This window comes from Microbacterium sp. 22242, assembly GCF_052045495.1.
Taxonomy (GTDB): Bacteria; Actinomycetota; Actinomycetes; order Actinomycetales; family Microbacteriaceae; genus Microbacterium.
The window spans coordinates 13,869-40,141 of record NZ_JBQEOZ010000022.1; the positions used below are offsets into that span (position 1 = coordinate 13,869).

Here is a 26,273-nt window from a genome sequence, read left to right on the forward strand (position 1 = left end):
GGCTGAGTCGCCCGCGATCGCCGTCTCCGGCAGGGTCCGCCGCGGAATGTCGGCGATCTCCTCTACCGTGGAGGCATGGCCGAGTTGGAACGGGTCCGGATCTGGGGCGAAGCGCTCATCGGCATGCATCTGGATCGCTCCTGGTCGTTCGGCTTCGACAACGCCAAGCGGCGCGCCGGGGCCTGCAACTACCGGGACAAGCGGATCACGGTTTCGCGCTACCTCGCGGCGCGCTTCGACGACGATGAGATCCACCAGGTGCTGCTGCACGAGGTCGCGCACGCGCTGGCCGGGCACGACGCGGCGCACGGCCCCGCCTGGAAGCGGATCGCCGGCTCGATCGGCTACGTCGGCGGCACCACGCATCGCGGCGAGACGGCCGTCGAGCTCGCCCCCTGGGTGGGACGCTGCCCCGCCGGTCATCTGACCTATCGCCATCGACGTCCGGTGCGCGCGTCGTCCTGCGCGCGGTGCTCCCGCCGCTACGACGAGCGTTTCACCCTGGTCTGGTCGAGGCGCGAGATCACCGCGGCCGACCGGCGCGCGGCGGTGTTGCCGCGATGACCGCGCCGGACGGCCTGAAGCTGAGGCACGTGCAGCTCAAGTTCCGGATCGCGGCGTCCGCTGATGCCGCCTGGGCCGCGCTGCACTCGCCCGAGGTCCTCACCGCCCTGTACTCCCCCGTGCTCGCGGTCGAGCGGCTGGGCGACGGCGACACCGACGACGGAGCCCACGGCTCGCTGCTGCGCACGGCGGTGCGGTTGCGGCTGTTCGGCCTGATCACCGTCGGCACCCAGCTGATCGGCGCATACGACGAGGTCCGCGAGCACGACGGCGAGACCGTGCGGATCCTGCGCGACTCCGGCATCCCGCTCACCGGCCCCCTCTCCGGGCTCGACGTCTGGGACCACCGGATGGCCGTCTCGGCGCTGCCCGACGGCCGCACGCTGTGGCGGGACCGGCTCGTGTTCGCCGGGCCGACCTCCCGGCTGCTCTGGCCGGTGCTGTGGGCGGCGTGGCAGTGGCGGGGCTGGCGGATCCGCCGGCTCGCCCGCGGCTGGGAGTAGCCGCGGACGACGCCGGTCAGTCCGCGGCGAGCGCCTCGACCGGTGCCACCCTGGTCGCCAGCCGGGTGGGGGCGACCGAGGCGAACAGGGTGAGCAGAGCCGTGCCCGCGACGATCGCCGTGATCGGCGCCCACGGCACGACCGGGGCGATCAGGCCCGCCGGGTGGAAGTCCGGGAGCGCGGGCACCGACCCGAGCAGCGACTGCGCCGCGATCCAGCCGTAGGCGATCCCGAGCACGAGCCCGGTCGCGGTGGCGGCGATCGTGATGTGCGCGGCCTCGAGCAGCACCATCCGGCGCACCTGGCGGCTGCTCAGCCCGATCGCACGGAGAAGTCCCAGTTCGCGGCGACGCTGCACGACGCCGATCGTGAGCAGGTTCACCAGCCCGACCGCTGCGATGACGGCGGAGACGGCGACGAGCGCCATCATGACCGTCGCGAACGCGTCGAACGGCGCGAAGACCTCGGGCGGCAGCTCCTCGGAGCTGGTGCGCACCAGCAGCGCCTTGGCGGACTCCATCGCGACGGCGAACATCGTCACGAGCGTCACGCCCATGACGACGCCGATCGCCATCCGGCTGGAGCGCTCCGGGTGGCGCAGCGCGTTCTCGGCGGCGAGCCGCGCCGTGGCGCTGCGACCGAACAGCCGGCCGACCGCCCTGAGCACCGGGGGCATGACCAGCACCGACCCGATCGCGAGTCCGGAGAACGAGAACACGCCGCCGAAGAACGCCACCACGACGCCGAGCGGCGAGACCAGCCCGAACACGACCCCGCCGGCGAGCAGCGCGCCGCCGATCACGAACAGCACGATCGCGCCGAGATGGCGGGACGACACGGTGGCGGTGTCCGCGACCGTGCGCTCGGCCGATCCGGCCAGGGCCTGCAGCGGCGTGACCGTCAGCACCCGACGCGATCCCGCCCATGCGGCGAGCCAGGTGGTGAGCGCGACGCCGGTCGCCGGGACCAGCACCCCGGGCTGCAGCGGCGAGAAGCCCTGCGGCGCATGCGCGAGCGCCGCGGAGCCGATCGCGGCGCCGGCCCACGCCAGCAGCACGCCGGCGATCAGCCCGAGCACCGCGCCGATGATCCCGACGGACAGCCCTTGACCCGCGACTTCGGCGCGCTGCGCCCGCGAGGACGCCCCGATGAGCCGCATCAGGGCGATCCGCCGGGTGCGGCCCGCCACGATCGTGGCGAACGTGTTCGCCGTCACGATCGCCGCGACGTACATCGCGACCGCGGTCAGCAGCACCGACAGGATCTGCACGACGTACGCCAGAGTGGCGCTGTCGCCGAGGTACGGATCGTTCTGCAGCAGTGCGCCGAGATACATCGTCGCGTCGACGAGGATCACCCCGAAGGCGGTGGTGAGCGCGGCCACGAACACGCTCGCCCCCATGCCTCGCTCCTGCAGGAAGGCCAGGCGCGACGGGCTGAGCGGCGTCTCCGGCAGCGCGCTGCGGACGCCCGTGCTCACGGCGGTCATGCCGCCACCTCGGCGGAGAGCATGAACGCGGCGATCTCGTCGGCTGCTCGGCGCGGGTGGTCGGCGACGATCCGGCCGTCGCCGAGGAACAGCACGCGGTCAGCGTGGCTCGCCGCGACCGCGTCGTGCGTGACCATCGCGATCGACTGCCCGTGCTCACGGCTCGCCGCGGACAGCAGCTGCAGCGCCTCCCGCCCGGAGGCCGAATCGAGGTTGCCCGTGGGTTCGTCGGCGAACACGAGGTCGGGGGCCGTCGCCAGCGCCCGCGCGATCGCGACGCGCTGCTGCTGACCGCCGGAGAGCTGGTGCGGGCGATGCCGCAGACGCGGGCCGATGCCGAGGATCTCGACGAGCGAGTCGATCCGCGCCCGCTCGATCGCGGACGGGCGACGCCCGTCCAGCTCGAACGGCAGCAGGATGTTGCCGAGCGCGTCGAGAGTGGGCACCAGGTTGAAGGCCTGGAAGACGAACCCGACGCGGCGCCGGCGCAGGATCGTGAGGTCGAGATCGCCGAGGCCCGAGATCTCCGTGTCACCGATCCAGGCGCGGCCGCGTGTGGGGGCGTCGAGCCCGGCCATGATGTGCATGAGCGTCGACTTGCCCGAGCCGGACGCGCCCATGATGGCGGTGAACTGGCCGCGCCGGATTCCGACGCTGATGTCGTCGAGCGCGCGCACCGCGCTCTCGCCGGAGCCGTAGGTCTTGGTCAGGTGCTGGACGCGGGCCGCGAGGCCGAGGTCGGTCGTCGTGATCTCCATGCTTCGACGGTACGAACCGAGCGGGGTCCGGGGCGTCGGCCTGGGGTCGCATCGCTGTACATCGCGAGGATGATCCCGCGCGCGCGCCGGACTCCTGCTTCGTGAGGGAGTGCCGCGGGTCAGGCCGGCTCCGGCGTGCGGACCGAGACGCCGTGGCGGGCGAAGCTCAGCAGCAGGACGAGCGCGACGAGGCCGGCGAGGAGGGCGCTGGCGCCGTCGCTGAGGCGGACGCCGACGCCGGCGAGGGCGAGGCCTCGCGTCACGTCGAGGATCACGGAGAGCGCACCCGAGCCGAAACCGACGAAGCCGACGCCGAGGTAGGCGACCGCGCTGGCGACGAGCAGCAGGCGACGGTCCTCGCGGGCGATCGGCGTCGCGCCCCGGATCCGGCGCACGAGCAGCCAGGCGAGCAGGAGGAGGAGGCCGAGGATCCCGGCGGCGATCCGCTCGGAGACGATCTCGTCGGAGTGGTGCATCGCNCCGCGCAGCTGCCCGCCTGCGGGAAGAAGCCGAGGAAGTCGGCACAGCGCGCGACGGTGTAGGTCACGCCGTTCACATCGCCGGCCAGGAAGCCGGGTCCGAAGATCCCCTCCAGAGCCCACGACACCAGTCCGCTCAGCCCGATCACCAGCAGTCCGAGCGCCATGACGAGCCAGCCGCCGCTCAGCAGGCCGACCGCGCGCCGCCGGGGCGAGCGCGCGCGGACGACCGTCGCCGGATCACCGAAGCGTCGCACAGCGGTCTCTGCGGCCTCGGCGTCCGCCATGCCCTGCGCCTGCAGCGCGGCCTGTGCATCGCGCAGATGCCCGTCGGTCTCGGCGAGCAGCCGCCAGGCGTCCCTGCCTGCGCCGAGCCGGTCCGCGAGCTGCGCCAGGTAGTGATCGATCGCGTCGGACACGTCACACCCCCTGCACCGCGGGCCGGACCGACGGGGCGGCCAGCGTCGAGGCGATCCCCTCGGCGAACCGCTGCCACGCGGTCTTCTCATCCTGCAGCTGCGCGGCCCCCACGGCGGTGATCGCGTAGACGCGCCGGCGACGACCGTCGTGCACCCACTCGCTCGAGATCGCCCCTCCCCTCTCGAGGCGGTGCAGGGCGGGGTAGAGCGAGCCCTCCGGCACGTCGAACCGGCCGCCGCTGGCGGTGCGCAGCGCCTCGGCGAGCGCGTAGCCGTGGGCGGATCCGCGCGCCAGCGTCGCCAGGATCAGCATCTCGAGGTTTCCTCGGAGTCGGTCGTCTGCCATGCCACGACTTTACCTAGGCTGTCGATGCATAGACAGTCTTGTCAGCTGGGAGTTCGCCCTGGACGCCCGGACCGCGACCCGGGGCAACCCGTGCGATCCGTGCGACCCGTGCGACCCGTGCGATCCGTGCGATCCGGGGCGACCCGTGCGATCCGGGCGGCCCGGACGACCCGCTCAGAGCGTGCCGGTCCAGGCGTGCGTGGAGACCCCCACGGCGTTCCAGGCGTTGATGACCACGATCAGGGAGACGAGCGCGCCCATCTCCTCCGGCGAGAACCGGGTCGCCGCCGCCGCCCAGTCCGCGTCCGGCACATGGGTCTCCGACAGCCGCGTGATGCTCTCGGTGAGCGCGAGCGCCGCACGCTCCCGGGCGGTGAAGAACGGCGACTCCCGCCACACGGCGACGGCGGCGACGCGGCGCGCGGTGTCGCCCGCCTTCAGCGCGTCGCCCGCGTGCAGGTCGACGCAGTAGCTGCAGCCGTTCAGCTGCGACGCGCGCAGCCGCACCAGCTCGCGCAGCCGGGCGTCGATCCCGGCCGCGTCCAGCTCGCGGACCATCGCCGCGTCGAGGCCGGCGAGCGCGCGCGAGAACCGCGGTGCGACGGTGTCGATGTCGAGGCGCACCGGCACGGGGACCGTCGGCTCGGTGGCGGCGTCGGCGGAGATCTCGGTGGTGGTCATGGTGTTTCCTTTCGTCCTTCACCAGACTCGCGGCGCGGGATCCATCTGTCCAACAGCTGATGGTCATCGCTACGATCTGTCTGAGATATGGAACTCCATCAGCTGAGATACGTGCTCGCCGTGGTCGAGGCGGGGTCGTTCACCGCGGCCGCGGACGCGGTGCGCGTGAGCCAGTCCGGTGTCAGCACCCAGGTGCAGAAACTCGAGCGCGAACTGGGCGTCGCCCTGTTCGATCGGAGCTCGCGCCGGGTCGCCCTGACCGCGGACGGCGAGCGCCTGCTGCCCGCGATCCGCACGGCCGTCGCCGCGATCGGCGAGATCGGTGCGACCGCGGCCGATCTGCGCGGCCTGATCCTCGGCTCCCTCCGGGTCGGCACCGTGTTCGGCCTGACCTGGCCGCGCTTCTACGACGCCCTGGCGGAGATCAGCGCCGCCCACCCCGGCCTCGAGCTGCGGCTCCGCGAGGACACCTCGGCACGGCTGGCCGGCGCGGTCCGCCGCGGTGAGATCGACCTCGCGCTCGTCGCCTGGGCCGCGCAGCCACCGGACGGACTCGAGTCCGCCGTCGTGTTCGACGACCCCCTGGTCGCGGTGGTCGCGCCGACGCACCCCTGGGCGGCACGACGCGCCGTGCGTCCGGCCGAGCTCATCGGCATGGACCTCATCGCGCTGCCCGACGGCACCGGCGACCGCGCCGCGCTCGACGCGCTGCTCGCGGGACGCCCTGGTGCGCGCCCGCCGCGCTGGGAGGTGGCCACGCCGTCGGTCGTCGAGAAGCTCGCCGTGCGCGGGCTCGGCATCGGGGTGGTCAGCGCCGCGACCTGCCATCGCTGGGACGGCATCAGAGCGATCCCGATCGATGCGCCCATCCGATCCCGGCTGGGTGTCGTATGGCGGTCGTCGCCCGCCCGCGCAGCGCTGGCGCTGCTCGCCCTGCTGCGGGACGGGGCCTGACCGCGGTTCAGTTCAGGCCGTGCTCGAACGCGAAGACGACGAGCTGCACCCGGTCGCGGAGCGCGAGCTTGGTGAGGATCCGGCTGATGTGCGTCTTCACGGTCGCCTCCGAGAGGTATTCCCGCGCCGCGATCTCCGCGTTCGAGAGCCCGCGCGCGGCGAGCGCGAAGATCTCCCGCTCGCGCTCAGTGAGGGTGCCGTAGTTCGCGGGCACCGGCGGGTGCACCGGGGCGGAGAAGTGCGCGAACAGCTCGCGGGTCGCCGCGGCCGCGATCACGCTGGATCCGGAATGCACGGTCCGGATCGCCGCGAGCAGGAACTCCGGATCCGCGTCCTTGAGCAGGAAGCCGCTCGCACCCTGCCTGATCGCCCGAGCAGCAGCCTCGTCGAGGTCGAACGTCGTCAGCATCACGATGCGGGGCGGATCCGCCTCCTCGAGGATCCGTGCCGTCGCGGTCAGCCCGTCCATGACCGGCATGCGGATGTCCATCAGCACGACGTCCGGACGGGTCTCCTGCACGACGGAGACGGCCTCCAGCCCGTTCCCCGCCTCGCCGACGACCTCGAGGTCGCTCTGAGACGCGATGAGCATGCGGATCCCGGCGCGGAACAGCGCCTGATCGTCGACGAGCACGACCCGGATCATCCTGCCTCCTCCTGCCGGTTCTGCATCGGGTGACGCCACGGCGCCGGCTCCCGCCGCCCTGCGCCGGAGCTCACGCGGTCACCGGCACGACGGGAAGCGTCGCGCGCACCAGGAACGCGTCGTCCGCGTGGCCGGCGGCGAAGGATCCACCGACCAGCTGCGCCCGCTCGCGCATGCCGATCAGGCCGTGGCCCTGCTCGAGCGAGCCGTGGCGCGGCGTCGGCGGAACCGTGTTGCGCACCACGAGGTCCACCCGGTCGTGGTGCCAGCTGAGCCGCACGTCGACGTCGCCGTCGCCGTGCCGGATCGCGTTGGTGAGCGCCTCCTGCAGGATCCGGTACACCGCGAGCTGGATCGACGCGGGCGGCTCCCCGGGCGGCATGGGGTCGACGGTCACCCGCGGCTCGACACCCGCGGCGCGCACCTGCGCGTACAGCGCCTCCAGGTCGGCGAGCGTGGGCTGAGGGCCCTCCCCCTCGCGGTGCCGCAACTGCGCGAGCAGCAGGCGCACGTCGGAGAGGGCCGCTCTGGCGGTCTGACCGATCGTGGTGAGCGCCGAGACGGCCTGCGCGGGATCCGCCGCCGCGGCGTACCGCGCGCCGTCGGACTGGGCGATCACCACCGCGAGGGAGTGCGCGACCACGTCGTGCATGTCCCGGGCGATGCGCACCCGCTCCTGCTCCGCTGTCGCGACGGCCTCGGCGCGCACCTGCGCCTCGCGGGTGCGCCGGCCGTGCAGGACCAGCCTCCAGAGCAGCCCGGCAACCCACGCCATCACCAGCGTGAGCACGGACACGGCACCGATCAGCCCGGCGACCACCGCGACGCGCAGGCCCGTCGCGGCATCCTGGATCAGCGTCGGCTCATTCATGAGCGACAGGTAGAAGCCCGCGATGACCCCTCCGCCGAGAGCGGACGCACCGCCGAGCCACAGGACGCGGAGCGATCCCCACGCCGACGTCGCGAACAGCACGACGAGGATGGCGAGGTCGTAAGCGCCGGGCGAGAAGCCGCACGCCATCTGCAGCAGCGCGCCGATCCAGGCGACGATCAGGGCCGGCGCCGGAGCGAGCCGGCTGATCGCGGCGGCGCCCCAGACGATGACGGCGACCAGCAGGGCCAGCCCGAGCGACAACGGCCCGTCCGGGATCCATCGGCTCAGCGTTCCCGCCGCGAAGGCGAAGGACACCGGCAGGGTGACCAGCAGACCCAGGGCGCTGCCGGCGATGTCGAGCACGAGCCAGAGGCGCGGGATGGTGCGGATCACCCTCTCACGCTACGGGAACGGATCCGGCGCGGTCATCCGACCGGAGATGTATCCGCGGGCGGATCCGGGCTGCGGTCCGCGGGCGGTGATCCGGGCGGCGGTCAGCGGGCGGTGATCCGGCGGACGATCCGGGCGGCGATCGCGGAGCGGTCGGGCTTGCCCGAGGCCAGCAGCGGGAGCTCATCGACCGGGACCAGCAGCGCAGGGCGGGCCGCGTTCCCGACCTCGGCAGCCACGCGGTCCCGTGCGGCGTTCAGCAGGCGGATTCCCCTGCTCGACGCCTCGACGGGGTCGGAGGTTCCGGTATCCGTCGCGCCCGCGACCACGATCGCGGATCCCTGCCCCCAGCGCTCGTCGGGGATCGCGACGACGACCGCGCCCTCCAAGCCCGGGACCGTGCGCACGGCCCGCTCCACGCGATCGAGCGATACGTTCACGCCCCCGGAGACGATGACGTTGTCGACGCGCCCGGTCACCGCGACCCTGCCGTCCGCGACCTCGCCGGCATCGCCCGTGCGATACCAGCGTGCGCCTGCCGCGTCCGCGACGAACGTGCGCGCGGTCAGCTCGCGGTCGCCGAGGTAGCCGTCCGCGAGGGTGGGGCCGGAGATCCGCAGCTCCCCGTCCACGGCCTCGACGCGCACTCCGTCGAGCGGCACGCCGTCGTAGACGCAGCCGCCCGCGGTCTCGCTGGATCCGTAGGTGCGCGCCACGCGGGCGCCGAGGTCCGCCGCCCGGTCGCGCAGCGCCGGCGGGAGCGCCTGCCCGCCCAGCAGCAGCGCGTCGTAGGAGCGGAGCGCTGCGCGCACGTCTGCGTCTGCCGCAGCGTCCAGCAGGGTGGCCAGCTGCGCCGGCACGAGCGACGTGAACCGCGGCCCTGCCCGCAGCAGGCGCGTCGCCGCGACGAACGACGCCGGGGTGAACCGCCCGTCCAGCAGCACGGGCGTCGTGCCGGCCAGGTGCGAGCGCACCAGCACCTGCAGCCCCGCGACATAGCCGGCCGAGAGCGCGAGCATCCACTGCCCGGACCCGATCCGCCGGGCGGTCGCCTCCGCGCTCGCCGTCAGCGCGGCGGCGGAGAGGATGACCCGTTTCGGAACCCCGGTGGATCCGGAGGTGGCGATGACGACGGCCGTGCCGTCCGGCACCTCACCATCCGTCCCTGCGTCGTCGGGCCCCGGCGCGAACCCGAGCGCCAGGGGTGCCGTGCCGTCGAGCGCAGCCGGCAGGCCGGCCGCGACGGCGACCGGATCCGCCCCGTCGACGGCTCGCAGCCTCATCGGGGACCGCCCGTCCCACCCGGATTCGCAGCGCGCACCGTCAGTAGTGCCAGGGGTACGGCGACCAGTCCGGCTCGCGCTTCTCGAGGAAGGAGTCGCGGCCCTCGACGGCCTCGTCCGTGCCGTAGGCCAGGCGGGTCGCCTCGCCCGCGAAGACCTGCTGCCCGACCAGCCCGTCGTCGACCGCGTTGAAGGCGAACTTGAGCATGCGGATCGCGGTGGGCGACTTGGTGAGGATCGTGCGGGCCATCGCGATCGCCTCGCGCTCGAGCTCGGCATGAGGCACCACGCGGTTCACCGCGCCCGCCTGCATCGCACGCTCGGCGGAGTACTCCTCGGCGAGGAAGAACACCTCGCGTGCGAACTTCTGCCCGGTCTGGCGGGCCAGGTACGCGGATCCGTAGCCGGCGTCGAAGGATCCCACATCCGCATCCGTCTGCTTGAACCGGCCGTGCTCCGCGCTCGCGATCGTCAGGTCGCAGACGACGTGCAGGGAGTGCCCGCCGCCGGCCGCCCACCCGGGCACGACCGCGATGACGACCTTCGGCATGAACCGGATCAGCCGCTGCACCTCGAGGATGTGCAGCCGGCCGGCCCTGGCCTGCGCCTCCGCCGGGACCGCCGCCTCGTCATCCGAGTACTTGTAGCCGTCCCGGCCGCGGATCCGCTGGTCCCCGCCGGAGCAGAACGCCCAGCCGCCGTCCTTCGGGCTGGGCCCGTTGCCCGTCAGCAGCACCACGCCGATCCTCGGATCCTGCCGGGCGAGGTCGAGCGCACGGTACAGCTCGTCGACGGTGTGCGGGCGGAACGCGTTGCGCACCTCGGGCCGGTCGAACGCGATGCGCGCGACCCGTCCGTCGTTCGAGACGTGCGCGGTGATGTCGGTGTACTCCCCCGCACCCGGCGCGAGCGTCCACTGGGCGGGGTCGAACAGGTCGGAGACGGGCTTCTCGGTCACGGATCCACCCTATTCCGGCCATCGGATCCTCTCCGCCGCGGACCCGTCCTGGCGCTCGCGCACGTCCCGATCAGGCTGGGTGCAAGTTTCTTCATCCCCGCATGCAAATCTTTTCGCACAAGGTATTCATAGATTTATGGCTGGATCAGGTAAAAAAGAATATAGACTGCAAATAGTTTCACCACCCGTCGCAAGTTTTAGCACGAAGAGGAGCAAGAAGTCCGTGCCCGATCTCTATCGCCTTCCCCCTCTCGCTTCCGATGGGATACTCCTGCCTACGCTCTTCGAGATCGAGCGACTTCGGGCGGATGTGGGGACGGGAACCACCCCTCCTGATATCTACGAAGAACTCCACTGGCTCTTCGACCTGGTGATGAGCGTCGTGTCCGCCCGCATCGAGGGCAACCACACCACCGTCTTCCAAGCCATCGACCGCGTTGATGACGACAGGATCACGACGACCGACGAGCAGATGCGTGAGATCACGAACATCGTCGAAGCCGCACGATACATCGACACGCTTGAATTCGATCGCCCCATCTCGCATTCCCTCGTCAGGGATCTCCATGCTCGAACCGTCGACGGGTTGACCCGCGAAGGCGATCCGACTCCCGGCGCCTATCGTCAACAGGATGTCGCCATCACCGGATCCGCTCACCGGCCGCCCTCCTGGGTGACGGTGCACGCGGAGATGTCCTCCCTGCTGGATTTCGCCAACTCACCGCGCCCCTTGCACGAACAGATGATGCAGGTCGCGCTCGCACATCACCGTTTCGTATGGATCCACCCGTTCCGCAACGGCAACGGGCGCGTCTCGCGACTCTTCACCTACGCCATGCTCCGAAGGACGATTTTCGCCACGCGCGGTTTCAGCGCACTCAACCCGACCGCGGTCTTCGGCAACGATCGTTCGGCGTACATCACGGCGCTGGAGGCTGCGGACACGCTCACGGACGAAGGCACCACCGAATGGATGGCCTTCTTCGCCCGAGGCATCCGTGACGACATCGATCGACTGGTGAAACTCCAGCAGCACGCGTACATCATCGAGTCGCTCGTCGGTCCCGCTCTGCGCAGCCTCGTCCGCGATGGAGTGGTCACCACAGCCGAGCACGACGTGCTTTTCGAGGTTCTTCGTCGGGGCACCGTGAAGGCAGGAGACCTCGCATCCGTCGCCCCCGGCACATCGTCGCATCGGTCACGCCAGATCGGCGACCTTCTGGATCGCCACCTGCTGCAGCGTTCCGCCGCCGGCCCACGTTTCTACCGTCTGGCTCTGTCCCGAGCCCCGCTCGCTCCGCGCCTCATCCGACAGCTCGACGTGCTCGGATACCTCCCGAAGATGCTGTCGGACGACTGAGCCCGGCTTCGGCATCGGGTTTCAGGCCCGAACAACGCCGGCCGACGGGCATGATGGGGACATGATCCCGGCTCTGGATGACATCCTCGACTCGGCCCGCGTCGTCGCGCTGCCGATGCACACCCGGTTCCGCGGCATCGACGTGCGGGAGGCCCTGCTGTTCGAAGGCCCGGAGGGCTGGGCCGAGTTCTCCCCCTTCGTCGAGTACCCCGACGCCGAGGCCGCGACCTGGCTGGCCGCCGCGATCGCCGACGCCTGGCACCCCCGGCCTCCGGCGGTGCGGGCGGAGATCCGGGTGAACGCGACGGTCCCCGCGGTGCCGGCCTCCCAGGTGGCGGAGGTCCTCGCCCGGTTCGACGGCTGCCGCACCGCCAAGGTGAAGGTCGCCGAGACCGGCCAGACGCTCGCGGACGACGTCGCGCGGGTGCGCGCGGTGCGCGCCGAGATGGGGCCGGAGGGCCGCGTCAGGATCGACGCGAACGCGGGCTGGAACGTCGACGAGGCCGAGCGCGCGATCCACGCCCTGGCGCCCTTCGATCTCGAGTACGCCGAGCAGCCGTGCGCGACGATCGACGAGCTCGCCGAGCTGCGGGAACGGCTCGCCTACCTCGACATCCCGATCGCGGCCGACGAGAGCGTGCGCAAGGCCGAGGATCCCCTCGCCGTCGCCCGCGCCGGCGCCGCCGATCTGCTCGTGATCAAGGCGCAGCCCCTCGGCGGCATCGAGCGGGCGCTGCGGATCGTGGCCGAGGCGGGGCTCCCCGCCGTCGTCTCCAGCGCGCTCGACACCGCCGTGGGGCTCTCGCTCGGCGCCGCTCTGGCCGCGGCCCTCCCAGAGCTCGACTACGACTGCGGCCTCGGCACCGCGTCGCTCTTCGCCGACGACGTCGCCGATGCGCGCCCGCGCGGCGGCTTGGTGTCCCCTGCCCGGATCACCCCGGATCCCACAGCCCTCGCCCGCCTGGAGGCCGGCGCCGATCGCCGGGACTGGTGGCTGCAGCGCCTCACCCGCTGCCACGCGCTGCTCGCGGCCGAGCGGCGCTGAGGTCTCCCGGTTTCGAAGAGCGAAGTTCGCTGCTTCCGGCCGGATTCCGGAGCAGACATCGCTCCTCGAAACGGATAAAGGCTCTCAGCCGAGCAGCAGCTGCACCATCCGGCCGAGCTCCTCGCTGCCGGTGCGGCGCAGGCGGGCCTCGTCCTGACCGGCCATCGCGCCGCGCACCGTCATGCCCTCCCAGATGATCAGGAGCATGCGCGCCGCGTCGGCCGGGGCTGCGCGCATGCTCATCGTGCCGGTCGCGACGATGTCGGAGATGATCCGGGCGATCCCGTCCACCATCTCCTGCTCCTGCTTGAGGTACGCCTTGCCGAAGGCGTGGTCGCGCAGCGCTCGGATGCGGATCTCGCTGAGCAGCATCACGCCGAGCCGGTCGTCGCCCCCGGCGTCCATCACCTGCTGCACGAGGGTGGTGGCGTCGCAGTCCTGGGCCAGCGCGCCGCTCGCGGTGAGCTCGGCGACGCGGGTGCGCACCGCGCCCAGCCGCTCCGCCGACACCGTGCCCGCGAGCTCCAGGAACAGCTCGTCCTTCGACTCGAAGTTGGAGTAGAACGCGCCGCGCGTGAAGCCGGCCCGCTCGCACACCGCCTCGACGGTCGCGCCCTCCAGACCCACCTCGGCGAACACCAGGGACGCCGCTTCGAGCAGCCGCGCACGCGTGTTCTCACGGCTCCTGGTCGCACTGCCGGTCATCCCGCACCTCCTGCGGGCCGCCAAGCCCGCGATTCACATCCCGTGCACAGATTATCCCGCCGATCCCGCCCTACGATACAGAGACGTATCGGATACACCAGTGTATCCGACCTGCTCGCGATCGCCTCCCGGAGGAACTCCGTGTCCACCCTTCTCTCCTCGCTCGGACGCTGGTCGTTCCGGCACCCCTGGCGCGTGCTCGTCGCCTGGCTGCTCGTACTCGGGATCGCCGGCGGCGCGGCGCTGACGCTCGGCAAGGGCACAGACAACTCGTTCTCGATCCCCGGCACCGAGTCGCAGGCGGGCCTCGAGCAGCTCGAGCGCACGTTTCCCCAGGTGAGCGGCACGAGCGCCCAGTTCATCGTCGTCGCCGCTCCCGGCGACCGCGTCTCGGACGCCGCGTATCGGGATCCCATCGAGAAGACCGTCACGGACCTCGAGCACCTCACCGGCGTGGTCGCGGCCACCTCGCCGTTCAGTGAGCACGTGACCGGGATGGTGAGCGACGACCGCTCCGCCGCGATCACGCGGCTGCAGTTCCGCGGTCAGGCCTCCGATGTGACGTCAGCCACCAAGAGCGAGCTGCGCCGCGCGGTCGCCCACCTGCAGAGCGCCCTGCCGGACGGATCCAAGGCGGTGCTCGGCGGCGACCTGTTCGCGACCTCGATCCCCGCGCTCTCGCTCACCGAGGCGGTGGGCCTGATCATCGCGCTGCTGGTGCTGATCGTCGCGTTCCGCTCGTTCGTCGTCGCAGGGATGCCGCTGCTCACCGCGATCCTCGGCGTCGGGATCTCGATGGCCGCGATCTTCGCCGCCACCGCGTTCGCCTCGGTGTCCTCGACCACGCCGCTGCTCGCCCTGATGCTCGGCCTGGCGGTCGGCATCGATTACGCGCTGTTCATCGTCGCCAGGCACCAGGATCAGGTGCGCGACGGCGTCGATCCGGAGGAATCGGCCTCGCGTGCGACCGGCACCGCCGGTTCCGCGGTCGTGTTCGCGGGCGTCACCGTGCTGATCGCCCTCATCGGGCTCGGCTTCGCCGGCATCCCCTTCCTCACCACGATGGGCGTCGCCGCCGCGGTCGCCGTCGCGATCGCGGTGCTCATCGCGGTCACGCTCACCCCGGCGGTGCTCGGCTTCCTGAAGGGCCGCGTCGCCGGACGCCCGCGGAAAGAGCGCACGCCGCGCGAAGGGGCCGCGGTCCCCCGGCGGACCTTCTCCCAGCGCTGGGTCGGCGGGGTCACGCGGCATCCCGTCCTCGTCGCCCTCGCCGTCGTGATCGGCCTCGGTGTCGTGGCGGTGCCCGCAACCAGCCTCGCGCTGGCCCTGCCGAACGCCGGGGTGCAGCCGAAGGGGTCGGAGGCGCGGGAGAGCTACGACCTCACCGCCGAGCACTTCGGCGCCGGCTTCAACGGGCCGCTGATCCTCACCGGCACGATCGTGACGTCGACGGATCCGGTCGGGCTGATGAACCGCCTCGGCGACGCGGTCGCGAAGCTCCCCGGCGTCGCGGAAGTCGCGCTGGCGACCCCGAACCAGACCGCCGACACGGGCATCGTGCAGGTCGTCCCCACGACCGCGCCGGACGCCCCTGCCACCGCGGACCTCGTGCGGGAGCTGCGCGCGCACCACGACGAGTGGCTGAAGACGTACGGCATCGACCTCAAGGTGACCGGCTTCACCGCCGTCGGCATCGACATCTCGGACCAGCTCGGCGGGGCGCTGCTCCCGTTCGGGATCTTCGTGATCGGCCTCTCCCTGGTGCTGCTGACCATCGTGTTCCGCTCGCTCTGGGTCCCGATCACGGCCGCCCTCGGCTACCTGCTGTCGATCGTGGCCGCGTTCGGCGTGGTCGCCGCGGTGTTCGAGTGGGGCTGGTTCGCCGACGCGCTGCACGTCGCCCGGACCGGGCCGATCATCAGCTTCATGCCGATCATCCTGATGGGGGTGCTCTTCGGCCTGGCCATGGACTACCAGGTGTTCCTGGTCTCCCGCATGCGCGAGGACTACGTGCACGACCCCGCCTCGAAGGATCCCGCGACCGCCAGGGGTGCCGCGATCCATGCGGTGCGCAGCGGCTTCGCCGCGTCCGCTCGCGTGGTGACGGCCGCCGCGGTGATCATGTTCGCCGTGTTCGTCGCGTTCGTCCCCGAGGGCGACTCCTCGCTCAAGCCCATCGCACTGGGCCTCGCGGCCGGCATCGCGATCGACGCGTTCCTGGTGCGGATGACGCTGATCCCCGCACTCATGGCCATCCTCGGCGAGCGCGCCTGGCGGATCCCCGGCTGGCTGGCGAAGATCCTGCCGCAGGTCGACATCGAGGGCGAGGCCGTCGAGCGCGAGCGCCGCCTCGCCTCCTGGCCGGGCGACGACTCCGTGATCGCCGCAGACGGCCTGACCGTCGCGGGGGCGGCCGACGGGCTCGACCTGCGCCTCGCCGCCGGATCCGCGCTCGTGCTGACCGGGCGCGACGAGGCTGCGCGCCGTGCTGTCGCCCTCGCCGTCGCAGGCCGTGTGCCGTCGCAGGGCCGCCTGCGCGTCGCGGGGCACCTGCTTCCGGGACGCGCCGCCTGGGTCCGCGCGCACGTCGGCTGCGTGATCGTGGGCGACGGCCCCGCCGCAACCGGGACGGATCCGCTCCGCGAGTTGCGCGACGCGCTGCGGGGGCGCACCGCGCTCGTCGTCCTCGACGGCGCGGACCTGCTCACCCTCGCGCAGGCCGAGCAGGCCGCCGCGATGCTCCGCGACGCCGCCGCGCGGGGATCCCTCGCCGTCCTCGCGACCGCAGACGATGCGGCGTCCGCCGCCCGGCTCATCGGCGACGCGGGCTGGCCCGATCCGCAGCTCCGATCCCTGGCCGAGGACCGCGAAGCCGACCGCCCTTCGTCTCGCTCCGCCGGCTCGATGACCCCCGAGACGTCCTCTGAGACCGAGGTGACCGCATGACCTCCCGCCTGTCCGCGCTGATCGAGCGCGCCCGCACGCACAAGCCGATCACGGCCCTCACCCTGATCGGCGTGCTGCTGCTGCCCGCGGTGCTCGGCGGTGTGCTCGTCGCCGCCCTGCAGGATCCCACGCAGCGGCTCGACACCATGACCGCCGCGATCGTGAACGACGACGAGCCCGTCACCGTGAACGGCCGGCTCGCCCCGCTCGGGCGGCAGCTCTCCGCCGGGCTCGTGCACGGCACCGGGAAGAAGGACGAGAACCTCACCTGGGTCATCTCGAACGAGAAGGACGCGGCTCAGGGTCTCAAGGACGGCACCTACCAGGCGGTGGTGCGGATCCCGAAGGGCTTCTCCGCCGCGGCCGTCTCCGGCGGGAAGGCGATCCAGGACCCGCAGGCATCGGCCCGGAAGGCCACGATCGCGGTGACAACGGCCCCGCAGGCCCGCGCCGCGGACGGACTGATCGCGAACCAGATCGCCGCCACCGCGGCGTCGACCATGGGCTCGACCATCTCGAAGAGCACCCTGCAGAACGTTCTGGTCGGCTTCGGCACCCTCGGCGACAACATCGGCGAGGCCGCCGACGGCGCCGACAAGCTCGCCGCGGGCGCTGCCTCCGCCGCGACCGGCGCCGCGGCACTGCCCGACGGCGCCACCAAGCTCGCCGACGGCGCGGGCCGGCTCTCCGACGGCGCCGCGCAGCTCGCCACCGGCCTGGACTCGATCTCCTCCGGGATCACGTCGGCGCAGACCGGCGCGAACCAGGCGGGAGCCGGACTCGCGCAGGGCGCGGATCAGCTGCAGGCACAGGGCATCGTGCCGCAGGCGCTGTTCGACGGCGCGAACGGGACGTCGCAGGCGACGACCGGCGTGAGCGCGGGCGTCAGCAAGCTCGCCGACGGGCTCGCCGAGCTCAGCACGATGTGCGACCCGGCGAAGCAGCCCGAGCTCTGCGACGCCCTGGCGAAGACCGCGAAGAGCACCGCCGACGAGCTGAAGCCGGGCGCGGCCCAGGCCGCGGCGGCCGCCTCCCAGACGGCCGCCGGCCTCGCACAGTTCGACACCAGCGCCTCAGGCGCGCTGGCACAGCAGTTCCGCACCGCGGCGGACGGCATCGACCAGCTCTCGTCGGGCCTCGGCCAGCTGGCTGCCGGCACGTCGCAGAGCGCCACCGGCGCGGACGGCCTCGCCACCGGCGCCACGGGCCTGCAGTCCGGCGCCACCCAGCTCGCCGACGGGTCGAAGGCCCTGAGCGCGGGCATCGGATCCCTCGCCAGCGGGACGAGCGACCTCGCCGCCGGTCTGCATCAGGCCGCGGACGCGATGCCGAAGCGCACCGACTCCGAGGCGTCGTCGCTCGCCGCGGTCGTCGCGAACCCGGTCGAGGCCGACACGTCGGGCGGGATGTTCGGGCCCACCGCGATCCCGCTGCTGACGGCCGTGGTGCTCTGGTTCGGCGGTCTCGCCTCGTTCATCGCGATGCGGGCGTACACCGCGCGGGCGCTCACCTCACGCCGTTCCTCCGCAGCGCTGGCGCTGCGCGGCTTCGCACCCGCGGCCGGCATCGGCGCGGCGCAGGGTCTGCTGGTGGCGCTCGTGGTGCAGGTCGTCTCCGCCTACGACCCCGCCCGCTGGTGGGGCTTCTCCGGGGTCGCGGTGCTCGCCGGCGTCGCCTTCGCGGCGGTGAACCAGGCGCTGGTCGCGGTGCTGGGCGGCTTCGGCCGCTGGATCGGCGCGGTCATCGGCGTGGCCGCCCTCGCGGCGGGGATCATCTCGACGCTGCCCGGCTGGCTGGCCGGCGTGGCGGGTCTCCTGCCGACCTCTCCGGCGGCGACCGCACTGCTCGGCGACGCGGGGGTGGGATCCGCGATCGCGGCGCTCGTGGTCTGGACGGTGCTGTCGCTCGTCGCGACCACCCTCGTCGTGACCACCCGGCGCACCACCTCGGCCCGCGCGGTGCTCGCCCTGGCGGCCTGAGCGCTCGGCCCTCCGCGGGACCACGGCGACGTCAGTTCGACACGGCGGCGAGGGCGAGCCCGGCGACCCCGACCGTGGGCACCGCGGCGGCCAGCCCCCACAGCATGAAGGACCGCCACCGGATCGTGATGCCCAGCGCCGTGATGCGATGGTGCCAGAGCAGCGTCGCGAGCGACGCCCACGGCGTGATCAGCGGCCCGAGGTTCACGCCGATGAGCAGCGCCATGAGCGCGGCGGGGTCGCCACCCGCGACCGGCTCGAGCACGAGATAGGCGGGCAGGTTGTCGATGCCGTTCGCGGCGAGCGCTCCGAGACCCGCCACGCGCAGCAGCTCTCCGAGGCCGTGGCCGTGCACGGTCAGCGGCGAGAGCAGCCCGGCCAGCCCGCGGGCATGGGCGGTCTCGACGATCACGAACAGCGCAGCGGCGAGGCCGAGCGCCTGCCACGGCACGAGGGAGAGACGCAGCGCGTGCCTGCGCCGCACCGCGAACAGCGCGAGCAGGACCACCGCTGCCGCGGACGCGGGGATCCACACGTCGTGCACGAGGGCGAGCAGCGGCAGCAGCACCAGGAGCACGCCCGCGGAGGCGAGGAACAGCACCCGATCCCCCGGCGCCCGCGGCGGAGGCGCGGTGTAGCTCCCGAACAGGGTGCGCCGGTGCACGAGCGTCAGGAGCACGACGGGGACCAGAATGCCGGCGAGCGCCGGCGCCCAGCTCAGTGCGACGAACGCGGCCGGGTTCGTCCCGATCGCGGTCGCGGCGAGCAGATTCGTCAGGTTCGACACCGGCAGCAGCAGCGACGCGGTGTTGGCGAGCCAGACGGTGGCGAACGCGAACGGCAGCGGGGAGACGCCGACGCCCTGTGCGAGGAGCACGACGACCGGCGTCACGATCACCGCGGTCGTGTCCAGGGACAGGAAGATCGTGCTCACCACGGCGAGCAGGATCACGGCGGCCCACAGCGCCAGCACCCGTCCGCGACCCCAGCGCCCGATGCGCTGGGCGATCAGGTCGAACACGGCGGCGTCGCGCGCGAGCTCGGCCACGATCGTGATCGCGACCACGAACCCGAGCACGGGCGCCGTGCGTCCCGCCAGAGCGCTCGCGTCATGCGTCGGGAGCAGTCCCGTGACGACGAGGACCAGCGCGAGCACGAGGAGCGCGACCACCAGCGCGCTCCCGGGCCGGAGACGGCCGAGGGCGTTCCGCACGGGCGCGCGCTCAGCTCAGGCCGGAGTAGACGTGCAGCCCCTTGAAGAACATGTTCACGATCGTGAAGTTGAACAGCACCGCGCTGAAGCCGACGATCGCGAGCCAGGCGGAACGGGATCCGCGCCACCCGCGCGTCGCCCTGGCGTGGATGTAGCCGGCGTAGAGCACCCAGATGATGAACGTCCAGGTCTCCTTGGTGTCGAAGCCCCAGTAGCGGCCCCACGCGTCGTTGGCCCAGATGGCGCCGGCGATGAGCGTGAAGGTCCAGAAGATGAAGCCGATGGTCGCGAACCGGTAGGCGAGGCCCTCCAGCCGCTCCGAGGAGGGCAGCGTCGCGAGGAATCGCGGACCGGTCTTCTCCGCGCCGGCGAGCACCTTCGCCTCGTGACGCGTCTGCAGCAGCTGGAAGACGCTCAGCGCGAAGGCGAGCGCGAAGAACGCGGTGCCCAGCGACGCCACGAACACGTGGATCACCAGCCAGACGCTCTTCAACGGATCCGACAGCGGAACGACCTGCACGTAGAACCCGGTGGCCGCGCCGCCCAGCAGCACGACGACGAGCCCGAGGATGAACGTGCCGAGGTACTTCAGGTCGAACCAGATGTTCGCGACCAGGTAGACCGCGATGATGAGCATCGTGCCCGTCATGGCGAACTCGTACATGTTCGACCACGGCACGCGTCCCGCGGCGAGCCCGCGCAGCACGTCGCCGGCGAGGTGGAACAGGAAGCCCAGGGTGGCGAGGGCCGTGCCGATCCGCGCCATCACGAACCTCTGCGGCGCGGGAGCGTCGACCCCCGCGCGGCCGGGACCGGAGGGCCCGCTCGCGGCGAGCGATCCGGATCCTCCCACCGCCGCGCCGACGAGCTCGCGCTGCACGACGTCGGCAGCGCCGAACTTCGCGTCGGTCGCGGCCTGCGAACGCTTCCCGAGGTCGAGGGCGTACGCGATGAAGGCGGCGGCGTAGATCGCGATCGCCGTCCAGATCGTCAGGATCGACATCGAGTCGAAGTTCATGGGCTCCATCGTACGTCGCGGTCCAATGACCCAGGTGTGACCGGGTGGGACGCCCCCTCGTCTCGCGCGGCGCGCTCGGGGACCGGCGGCCCGCCGTTCAGGGACGGGCAGCCCGCCGTTCAGGGACCGTCGCGCCGCCCGCTCAGGGAGCGGGGGTGCCGTCCTCGTCCGCCGGCTCGGGCAGCGCGGCGGTGCTCCCGTCGGCGTCGAGCAGGCGCGCATGCCCCGCCACGAGGTCGTCCACGGCCGCGGCCAGCGTCGGATCCTCGCCGCGCGCCAGCCCGGCGTACTCGAGCCGCACCGCGCCGTCGACGACCGTGGCCTTGACCCACATGCGCCGTCGGGGGACGAACAGCGCCAGCACGAGGCCGAGCACCGCGAGCGCCGCGAACCCGAGCACCCACTGCTCGGACGGGTCGTGGTGGATCTGCAGCGAGACGTACCGCTTGACCGACTGCGAGTAGTCCTTCGCCGACTTCGGCGCCTCGTTGTCGAAAGTGACGGATCCCATGCCGTCGGGCAGCTGGGCCGTGTCGCCGGGCTGCAGCTCGAGCGACTTCGTGCCGGTCTTGCCGCCGGTGAGCTGGGTCATCTTCGTCGGATCCAGCACGTACACCGAGCGCGGCGTGCCGTCGTCGATGCCGAGGTCGCCCGCGTACGCGTTCAGCGTGAGCGTCGGGTTCACCAGGGCCGGATAGATCGAGGTGAACGCGCCGGACTGGAGCGGCGCCGTCGTCGGGTAGAAGAACCCGACGAAGCCGAGCTGCTTGGGCAGCCCGTCCGGAACCTTCACCACGCCGAGCGAGGTCATCGTGCTGTTGTTCTGCGGCAGGAACGGCACCGAGTCGTGGAAGACGACCTTGCCCTCGGCATTGCGCACGGTGATCGTGGGCGCGTAGCCGTTGCCCAGCAGGTAGACCCGGTCGCCGGCGATGCCGAGCGGATGGTTCACCTGCACGGAGGCGGGGTGCGTCTCGGATCCCGGTTCGGACACCGTCACGTGCGCGTCGAAGTCGCCCGCCTGCCCGGAGGAGGGCTTGCTCGGATCGTACGGCTGATAGGTGATGTCGAACTTGTCGAGCGTCATCCGGTACGGCTGCAGCGCGTTGTCGGAGACGAAACGGCCGCGGTTCATGGACGAGTAGTCCAGCAGGGTGTTCACGAAGCTGGTGCCCTCGACGACGACCCGCTGGCCGGTGTACGCGAAGCTGCCGCCGACGCCCACCGACACCAGCACCCCGAGCAGCGCGAGGTGGAAGATCAGGTTCCCGGTCTCGCGGGCGTAGCCGCGTTCGGCGGACACCGAGAAGCCGCGGGCGTCGTCGTAGCGCTCGACGCGGTAGCGCAGAGCGCGCAGCTGCTTCTGCGCGATGTCCACGCTCCGCTCGGCCGCGGCGCGGGCCTCGGATCCGGTCACGGTGCGGGTGAGGGCGCGATGGTCGTCGAGACGCTGCAGTCGCGCGGGCGTGCGCGGGGGACGCGATCGCAGCGCCTTCGCGTGGTGCCTGATGCGCGGGATCACGCAGCCCACCAGCGAGAGGAACAGCAGCAGGTAGATGGCCGAGAACCACGCCGACAGGTAGACGTCGAACAGCTGCATCGAGTCCATGATCGGGAAGAGGTCGGGGTGATCGACCTTGTACTGCGTCACGCCGTTGGGATCCGCCATCCGCTGCGGGAAGATCGACCCGGGGATCGCGGCGATCGCGAGGATGAGCAGCAGCACGAGTGCGGTGCGCATCGACGTCAGCTGCCGCCAGCCCCAGCGCAGCCAGCCGACCACGTTCAGTTTGGGGGACTCGATGCCGGTGTCCCCCGCGCCGTCGACGTGGTCGCTGGGGCGCAGCGGATCGGCCGCGGATCCGTTCGACCGCTTCTTGGCGGGCTTGCGGTCCTTCGCGGGGGCCTCAGAGCGGGAGTTCGACACTGCCGATCACCGCCCCGATGCTCGACATGATCATCTTCCAGACTCCGGTCACCATGAGCAGGCCGAGCACGATCAGCAGAGCACCTCCGACGATGTTGACGACCCGCACGTGCCTGCGCAGGAAGGCGACGGATCGCGTCGCCCAGCCGAAGCCGAGCGCGACCAGCAGGAACGGGATCCCGAGGCCGAGCGAATAGGCCACGCCGAGCAGCGCCGCGCGCCCCACATCGCCCACGTTCAGCGAGAGCGAGACGATGGCCGAGAGCGTCGGGCCCATGCAGGGGCTCCAGCCGAAGCCCAGCGCGATGCCGAGCAGCGGCGCTCCGATCAGGCCGGCGCGGCCCGAGACGCTCATCCGCACGGTGCGCTGCGCGAAGCCGAACAGCCCGATGAAGACGAGCCCCATCGCGATGATGACGACGCCGAGGATCCGGGTGATCAGATCGCCCCAGCGCAGCAGGAACACGCCCGCCGTGCCGCCGATGACCGCGAACAGCACGAACACGAGCGTGAAGCCGAGGATGAACAGCAGCACGCCGAGCACCATCTGGCGCCGCGAGGGAGCCGAGGCCGTGCCGTCCTGCCGGGGCGCCGCGCCGCTCACCGCGCCGCCCACGAAGCCGAGATAGCCCGGCACCAGCGGGAGCACGCACGGCGAAAGGAACGAGAGCAGCCCCGCGAGCATCGCGACCGGCAGCGCCACCCAGAGCGCGCCGGATCCGACGATCGCGTCGACATTCATGCGCTCGTCCTCTCGGCCGGGCAGGCGTTCATGCGCTCGTCCTCTCGGCCGGGCTCGCGCGGCGATCCTTCGGGGAGCGGGTCACGCCTTCTCCGCCAGCGCGTCCTGGATCAAGGTGTCGAGGATCGACACCGAGCCGATCGGGCCGATCACGCGCGCGGCGACCCTGCCCTGCTTGTCGAGCACGAGCGTGGTCGGCGTCGCCTGGATCGAGGTGGCTTCGGCGAACGCCAGTTTCGCGGCTCCGGTGTTCACGTCGATGATGCTCGGGTAGGTGACCCCGTACTTCTGGTTGAAGGACTGCGCGGTCCCGGCCTGGTCGTAGGTGTTCACGCCCACGAACGAGACGCCCTTGCCCTGGTACTTCTGCCAGGCGGACTCGAGGTCCTTCGCCTCCACGCGGCAGGGGCCGCACGCGGCGTACCAGAAGTTCACGACCACGACGTCGCCGGCGGTCTGCGTGCTGGAGAACGTCTTGCCGGTCTCGAGGGTGCCGCCGAACGAGACGGGCTTGCTGCGATCCGCCGCCTTGATCTCGTCGACGCGGAGGCCGTCGGACCCGATGTAGCCCTTGTTGTCGCCGTTGCGGTACTGGTCGGCCACCGGGTCGCTCGAGCAGGCGGCGAGGCCGGCCGCGAGTGCGACGCCGAGCACGGCGGCGACCAGCCGGGCCGCGCGCGGTCGCCCTCTGCCCGGCTCGGAAGGGCCTCGATCGGAAGGGCCGCGATCCGGGCGCGACGAACGAGAAGGCATGCTTCGAATCCTACGGAATGTCTCTATGCGTCGGGTGGGCAGGGCCTGCGTGCGGAGCCGCGAGCCGGTCACACGGTCGGCGAGCTGAACGCCCAGAACAGGGCTCCGGCGTAGGCGAGCGTGCCCAGCGAGGTGAGCGCGAGCGCGATCACGAGTTCTCGCGGCTCGCGGTACAGCCACACGATCAGCAGGGCGGGCAGCACCGCCAGCAGGGCGAGCAGGCCGATCCAGGCGATCGGGTAGAACAGCGCGAGCACGACGAGCGCCACGAACGGCAGGATCACGAAGATCGTGTACACGACCTGGGTGGCGCGCTTGCCGATCCGCACCGTCAGCGTGCGCTTGCCGACGGCCCGGTCCTGGTCGATGTCGCGCAGGTTGTTCGCGAGCAGGACGGCGCACGCGAACAGCCCCGCCGCGATCGCGCCGATCCAGGCCTCCTGCGAGAGCGCCTTCGCCTGCACCCAGGTCGTGCCGAGCGTGGCGACGAGGCCGAAGAAGACGAACACGAACACCTCGCCGAGGGCGTTGTAGCCGTATGGGCGCTTGCCGCCGGTGTAGAACCAGGCCGCCACGATGCACACGGCGCCGATCGCGATCAGCCACCACTGCTGGGTGCGGATCACGATGCCGAGTCCGACCACGGCCGCCAGCGCGAAGAAGATCAGGCCGGTGAGGAGCACGCGCTTCGCCGGCACCCGTCCCGAAGCCGTGAGTCGCGCCGGCCCTACCCGCTGTGCGTCGGTCCCGCGCACGCCGTCGCTGTAGTCGTTGGTGAAGTTGACGCCGATCTGCAGGAAGACCGCGACGGCGAGGCAGGCGAGCGCGATCACCCAGTGGAACTGCGGGTCGCCGAGCCGGGCCGCGCCGGTGCCGATCAGCACCGGGGCGATCGCCAGGGGCAGCGTGCGCGGGCGCGCCGCGCCGATCCAGTCGCCGACCGTGACGGGCCGCGCCTGCTCGACCGGGCGCCTGGCCGGGTTGCCGGAGCGGGGCCGCGTCGCCGGACGGGAGGGAGCGGATGCGCGGTTCTTGGCCGTGTTCTTGCGGTTCGCCACCTCGGGATTCTAGCGGCGGCGATCCCTGTGCCCGCTCAGCGACGCCGGGCCCTAGCGCCTGCTCAGCGACGCCGGGCGTGCAGGGCCTCGGAGATCGCGGCGCGCAGGTCGTCCGCGAGCCGCAGCAGCTCGGTGTCGTCGAGGGTGTGCGCGGTGAGCCGGATCTGCGGCGACGCCTCGTCCGCCTCGAGCAGGAATCCGCCGCCGGTGCGCACCAGCCAGCCGCGGCGCATCATCGCCGACGACACCGCACGCGCGTCGACGCCGCACTCCACCCACACGTTGAGGCCGTCGTCGCCGCGCACGGCGATGCCGCGCTCGCGCAGCATCGCGCGGAGCACGTCGTTGCGCTCGGCGTAGTGCGCCCCGGCCCGCTCCAGCGCGGCGGCGGTGTCGGGGTGGTCGAGCATGCCGACCGCGACCCGCTGCAGGATCCGGCTCACCCAGGTCTTGCCGGGCGAGAGCCGGGTGCGCAGCTGCGCCGCGGTCTCCGGATCCGAGGCGAGCAGGGCGAGTCGCAGATCCGGGCCGAGGAACTTCGACATCGACCGGACCAGGGCCCAGCGCGGGTGTCCGTCCGGGATCACCGAGTGGTACGGACGCCGGGACAGCAGCGAGTAGTGGTCGTCCTCGATCACGAGCACGTGCGGCGCCTCGGCGAGCACGGCCCGCAGCTCGGCGGCGCGGCGCTCGCTCAGGCTGATCCCGGTCGGGTTGTGCGCCCTCGGCGTGCACACGATCGTGCGGGCGCCGGCGGCGAGCGCGGCGCGCAGACCGGCGGGGGTGATCCCCTCGTCGTCGAGCGGGATCCCCACCGGCCGGTAGCCGCCGAGCTTGACGACGTTGATGCTGGACAGGAAGCACGGATCCTCGAGCCCGACGACGTCGCCCTGCGCGAGCGAGGCGACGAGCAGGCGCTCCAGCGCGTCCACGGCGCCGGAGGTCACCGAGAGCTCGAACGGCCGGTGCTGGGCCTCCGCCAGCCACGCCGTCGCCCAGAGGCGCAGCCCGTCGTCGATCAGGGCGTCGCCGTACAGAGCCGGCGTGCGCAGGTCGACCTCCGCGAGCACCGGCAGCGGGAGCAGATCGGGGTCGGGGTTGCCGCTGCCGAGGTCGCGCAGCACGGTCGAGCTCGCGAACCCCTCCTCCTCGGTGCGCACCGGCTCGGCCACCAGAGTCCCGC

Annotated in this window: 24 protein-coding genes and 1 pseudogene; 7 read left to right on the plus strand and 18 right to left on the minus strand. The window is 72.2% G+C overall.

All coding sequences use genetic code 11. The features are described 5' to 3' along the window. Positions 1–75: 75 nt before the first annotated feature. Both ACTJJZ_RS16915 and ACTJJZ_RS16920 read left to right on the plus strand, forming a co-directional pair. Positions 76–564, plus strand: a complete 489-nt coding sequence (locus tag ACTJJZ_RS16915) for a SprT-like domain-containing protein (RefSeq protein ID WP_440722356.1) — start codon at positions 76–78, stop codon at positions 562–564. Next, complete coding sequence (locus ACTJJZ_RS16920) at positions 561–1,067, plus strand: hypothetical protein (protein ID WP_440722357.1); 507 nt, start codon at positions 561–563, stop codon at positions 1,065–1,067. The genes ACTJJZ_RS16915 and ACTJJZ_RS16920 overlap by 4 nt, the downstream gene beginning before the upstream one ends. A gap of 16 nt (positions 1,068–1,083) precedes the next feature. Here ACTJJZ_RS16920 and ACTJJZ_RS16925 read toward each other — a convergent pair whose 3' ends face one another. From ACTJJZ_RS16925 to ACTJJZ_RS16950, 6 genes and pseudogenes are all read right to left on the minus strand, one after another. After that, positions 1,084–2,556 (minus strand): FtsX-like permease family protein, encoded by a 1,473-nt coding sequence (locus ACTJJZ_RS16925; RefSeq protein WP_440722358.1) that lies wholly within the window; start codon positions 2,554–2,556, stop codon positions 1,084–1,086. Next, entirely contained in the window at positions 2,553–3,314 is a 762-nt protein-coding gene (locus ACTJJZ_RS16930) for an ABC transporter ATP-binding protein (RefSeq protein WP_440722359.1), read from the minus strand. Before ACTJJZ_RS16930 ends, ACTJJZ_RS16925 begins: the two co-directional genes overlap by 4 nt. A 119-nt stretch (positions 3,315–3,433) precedes the next feature. After that, on the minus strand, positions 3,434–3,790 hold the full coding sequence (locus ACTJJZ_RS16935; protein WP_440722381.1) for a hypothetical protein: 357 nt from the start codon (positions 3,788–3,790) through the stop codon (positions 3,434–3,436). A 236-nt stretch (positions 3,791–4,026) separates the two neighbouring features. Then, positions 4,027–4,302, minus strand: a pseudogene (locus ACTJJZ_RS16940) (permease prefix domain 1-containing protein); the annotation flags it as partial. Next, positions 4,214–4,558 carry a PadR family transcriptional regulator gene (locus tag ACTJJZ_RS16945; RefSeq protein ID WP_440722360.1) on the minus strand — a complete coding sequence of 115 codons (345 nt, stop codon included), beginning with the start codon at positions 4,556–4,558 and terminating at the stop codon, positions 4,214–4,216. The gene ACTJJZ_RS16945 and the pseudogene ACTJJZ_RS16940, both read right to left, overlap by 89 nt. 174 nt (positions 4,559–4,732) lie before the next feature. Then, positions 4,733–5,239: a carboxymuconolactone decarboxylase family protein gene (locus tag ACTJJZ_RS16950; protein WP_440722361.1), complete on the minus strand. Its 507-nt coding sequence runs from the start codon at positions 5,237–5,239 to the stop codon at positions 4,733–4,735. A gap of 87 nt (positions 5,240–5,326) precedes the next feature. Between ACTJJZ_RS16950 and ACTJJZ_RS16955 the strand changes: the two genes are divergently transcribed. Next, on the plus strand, positions 5,327–6,193 hold the full coding sequence (locus ACTJJZ_RS16955) for a LysR family transcriptional regulator (RefSeq protein ID WP_440722362.1): 867 nt from the start codon (positions 5,327–5,329) through the stop codon (positions 6,191–6,193). Positions 6,194–6,200: 7 nt separating this feature from the next. Here the strand turns inward: ACTJJZ_RS16955 and ACTJJZ_RS16960 are convergent, their stop codons facing one another. The 4 genes from ACTJJZ_RS16960 to ACTJJZ_RS16975 all read right to left on the minus strand — a co-directional run bounded on the left by ACTJJZ_RS16960 (position 6,201) and on the right by ACTJJZ_RS16975 (position 10,344). Further along, positions 6,201–6,839, minus strand: a complete 639-nt coding sequence (locus ACTJJZ_RS16960) for a response regulator (RefSeq protein ID WP_440722363.1) — start codon at positions 6,837–6,839, stop codon at positions 6,201–6,203. A 70-nt stretch (positions 6,840–6,909) separates the two neighbouring features. Continuing rightward, complete coding sequence (locus tag ACTJJZ_RS16965; RefSeq protein ID WP_440722364.1) at positions 6,910–8,106, minus strand: sensor histidine kinase; 1,197 nt, start codon at positions 8,104–8,106, stop codon at positions 6,910–6,912. A 101-nt stretch (positions 8,107–8,207) separates the two neighbouring features. Next, positions 8,208–9,386, minus strand: coding sequence for an AMP-binding protein (locus ACTJJZ_RS16970; protein ID WP_440722365.1), 1,179 nt, complete (start codon positions 9,384–9,386; stop codon positions 8,208–8,210). A 40-nt stretch (positions 9,387–9,426) separates the two neighbouring features. Next, complete coding sequence (locus ACTJJZ_RS16975) at positions 9,427–10,344, minus strand: 1,4-dihydroxy-2-naphthoyl-CoA synthase (RefSeq protein WP_440722366.1); 918 nt, start codon at positions 10,342–10,344, stop codon at positions 9,427–9,429. A gap of 223 nt (positions 10,345–10,567) precedes the next feature. Here ACTJJZ_RS16975 and ACTJJZ_RS16980 point away from each other — a divergent pair, with 223 nt between their 5' ends. Together ACTJJZ_RS16980 and ACTJJZ_RS16985 are read left to right on the plus strand one after the other, a co-directional pair. Further along, positions 10,568–11,704 (plus strand): Fic family protein, encoded by a 1,137-nt coding sequence (locus ACTJJZ_RS16980; RefSeq protein ID WP_440722367.1) that lies wholly within the window; start codon positions 10,568–10,570, stop codon positions 11,702–11,704. 61 nt (positions 11,705–11,765) lie between these two features. Next, positions 11,766–12,749 (plus strand): o-succinylbenzoate synthase, encoded by a 984-nt coding sequence (locus ACTJJZ_RS16985; RefSeq protein ID WP_440722368.1) that lies wholly within the window; start codon positions 11,766–11,768, stop codon positions 12,747–12,749. 84 nt (positions 12,750–12,833) lie between these two features. Here ACTJJZ_RS16985 and ACTJJZ_RS16990 read toward each other — a convergent pair whose 3' ends face one another. Continuing rightward, positions 12,834–13,454: a TetR/AcrR family transcriptional regulator gene (locus ACTJJZ_RS16990; RefSeq protein ID WP_440722369.1), complete on the minus strand. Its 621-nt coding sequence runs from the start codon at positions 13,452–13,454 to the stop codon at positions 12,834–12,836. A gap of 141 nt (positions 13,455–13,595) precedes the next feature. Between ACTJJZ_RS16990 and ACTJJZ_RS16995 the strand changes: the two genes are divergently transcribed. Next, on the plus strand, positions 13,596–16,400 hold the full coding sequence (locus ACTJJZ_RS16995) for an MMPL family transporter (protein ID WP_440722370.1): 2,805 nt from the start codon (positions 13,596–13,598) through the stop codon (positions 16,398–16,400). Further along, on the plus strand, positions 16,397–18,379 hold the full coding sequence (locus ACTJJZ_RS17000) for a YhgE/Pip domain-containing protein (protein ID WP_440722371.1): 1,983 nt from the start codon (positions 16,397–16,399) through the stop codon (positions 18,377–18,379). The genes ACTJJZ_RS16995 and ACTJJZ_RS17000 overlap by 4 nt, the downstream gene beginning before the upstream one ends. A gap of 31 nt (positions 18,380–18,410) precedes the next feature. On the opposite strand, the gene ACTJJZ_RS17005 is transcribed toward ACTJJZ_RS17000, so the two are convergent. The 7 genes from ACTJJZ_RS17005 to ACTJJZ_RS17035 all read right to left on the minus strand — a co-directional run. Next, a complete protein-coding gene (locus ACTJJZ_RS17005; RefSeq protein ID WP_440722372.1) occupies positions 18,411–19,550 on the minus strand; it encodes an SLC13 family permease in 1,140 nt (379 codons plus the stop codon). Between the two features lie 52 nt (positions 19,551–19,602). Next, positions 19,603–20,610: a c-type cytochrome biogenesis protein CcsB gene (gene ccsB / locus ACTJJZ_RS17010; RefSeq protein WP_440722373.1), complete on the minus strand. Its 1,008-nt coding sequence runs from the start codon at positions 20,608–20,610 to the stop codon at positions 19,603–19,605. Positions 20,611–20,752: 142 nt separating this feature from the next. Further along, entirely contained in the window at positions 20,753–22,537 is a 1,785-nt protein-coding gene (gene resB / locus ACTJJZ_RS17015) for a cytochrome c biogenesis protein ResB (RefSeq protein ID WP_440722374.1), read from the minus strand. Beyond that, positions 22,518–23,279 (minus strand): cytochrome c biogenesis CcdA family protein, encoded by a 762-nt coding sequence (locus tag ACTJJZ_RS17020; RefSeq protein WP_440722375.1) that lies wholly within the window; start codon positions 23,277–23,279, stop codon positions 22,518–22,520. The genes resB and ACTJJZ_RS17020 overlap by 20 nt, the downstream gene beginning before the upstream one ends. A gap of 81 nt (positions 23,280–23,360) precedes the next feature. Further along, positions 23,361–24,032, minus strand: a complete 672-nt coding sequence (locus ACTJJZ_RS17025; RefSeq protein WP_440722376.1) for a TlpA family protein disulfide reductase — start codon at positions 24,030–24,032, stop codon at positions 23,361–23,363. A 68-nt stretch (positions 24,033–24,100) separates the two neighbouring features. Next, the gene (locus ACTJJZ_RS17030) at positions 24,101–25,090 is read right to left on the minus strand and encodes a 1,4-dihydroxy-2-naphthoate polyprenyltransferase (protein ID WP_440722377.1); all 990 of its coding nucleotides are present in this window, start codon (positions 25,088–25,090) and stop codon (positions 24,101–24,103) included. Between the two features lie 62 nt (positions 25,091–25,152). After that, positions 25,153–26,273, minus strand: a 1,121-nt coding sequence (locus ACTJJZ_RS17035) for an aminotransferase class I/II-fold pyridoxal phosphate-dependent enzyme (protein ID WP_440722378.1), incomplete at its 5' end; no start/stop codon positions are given.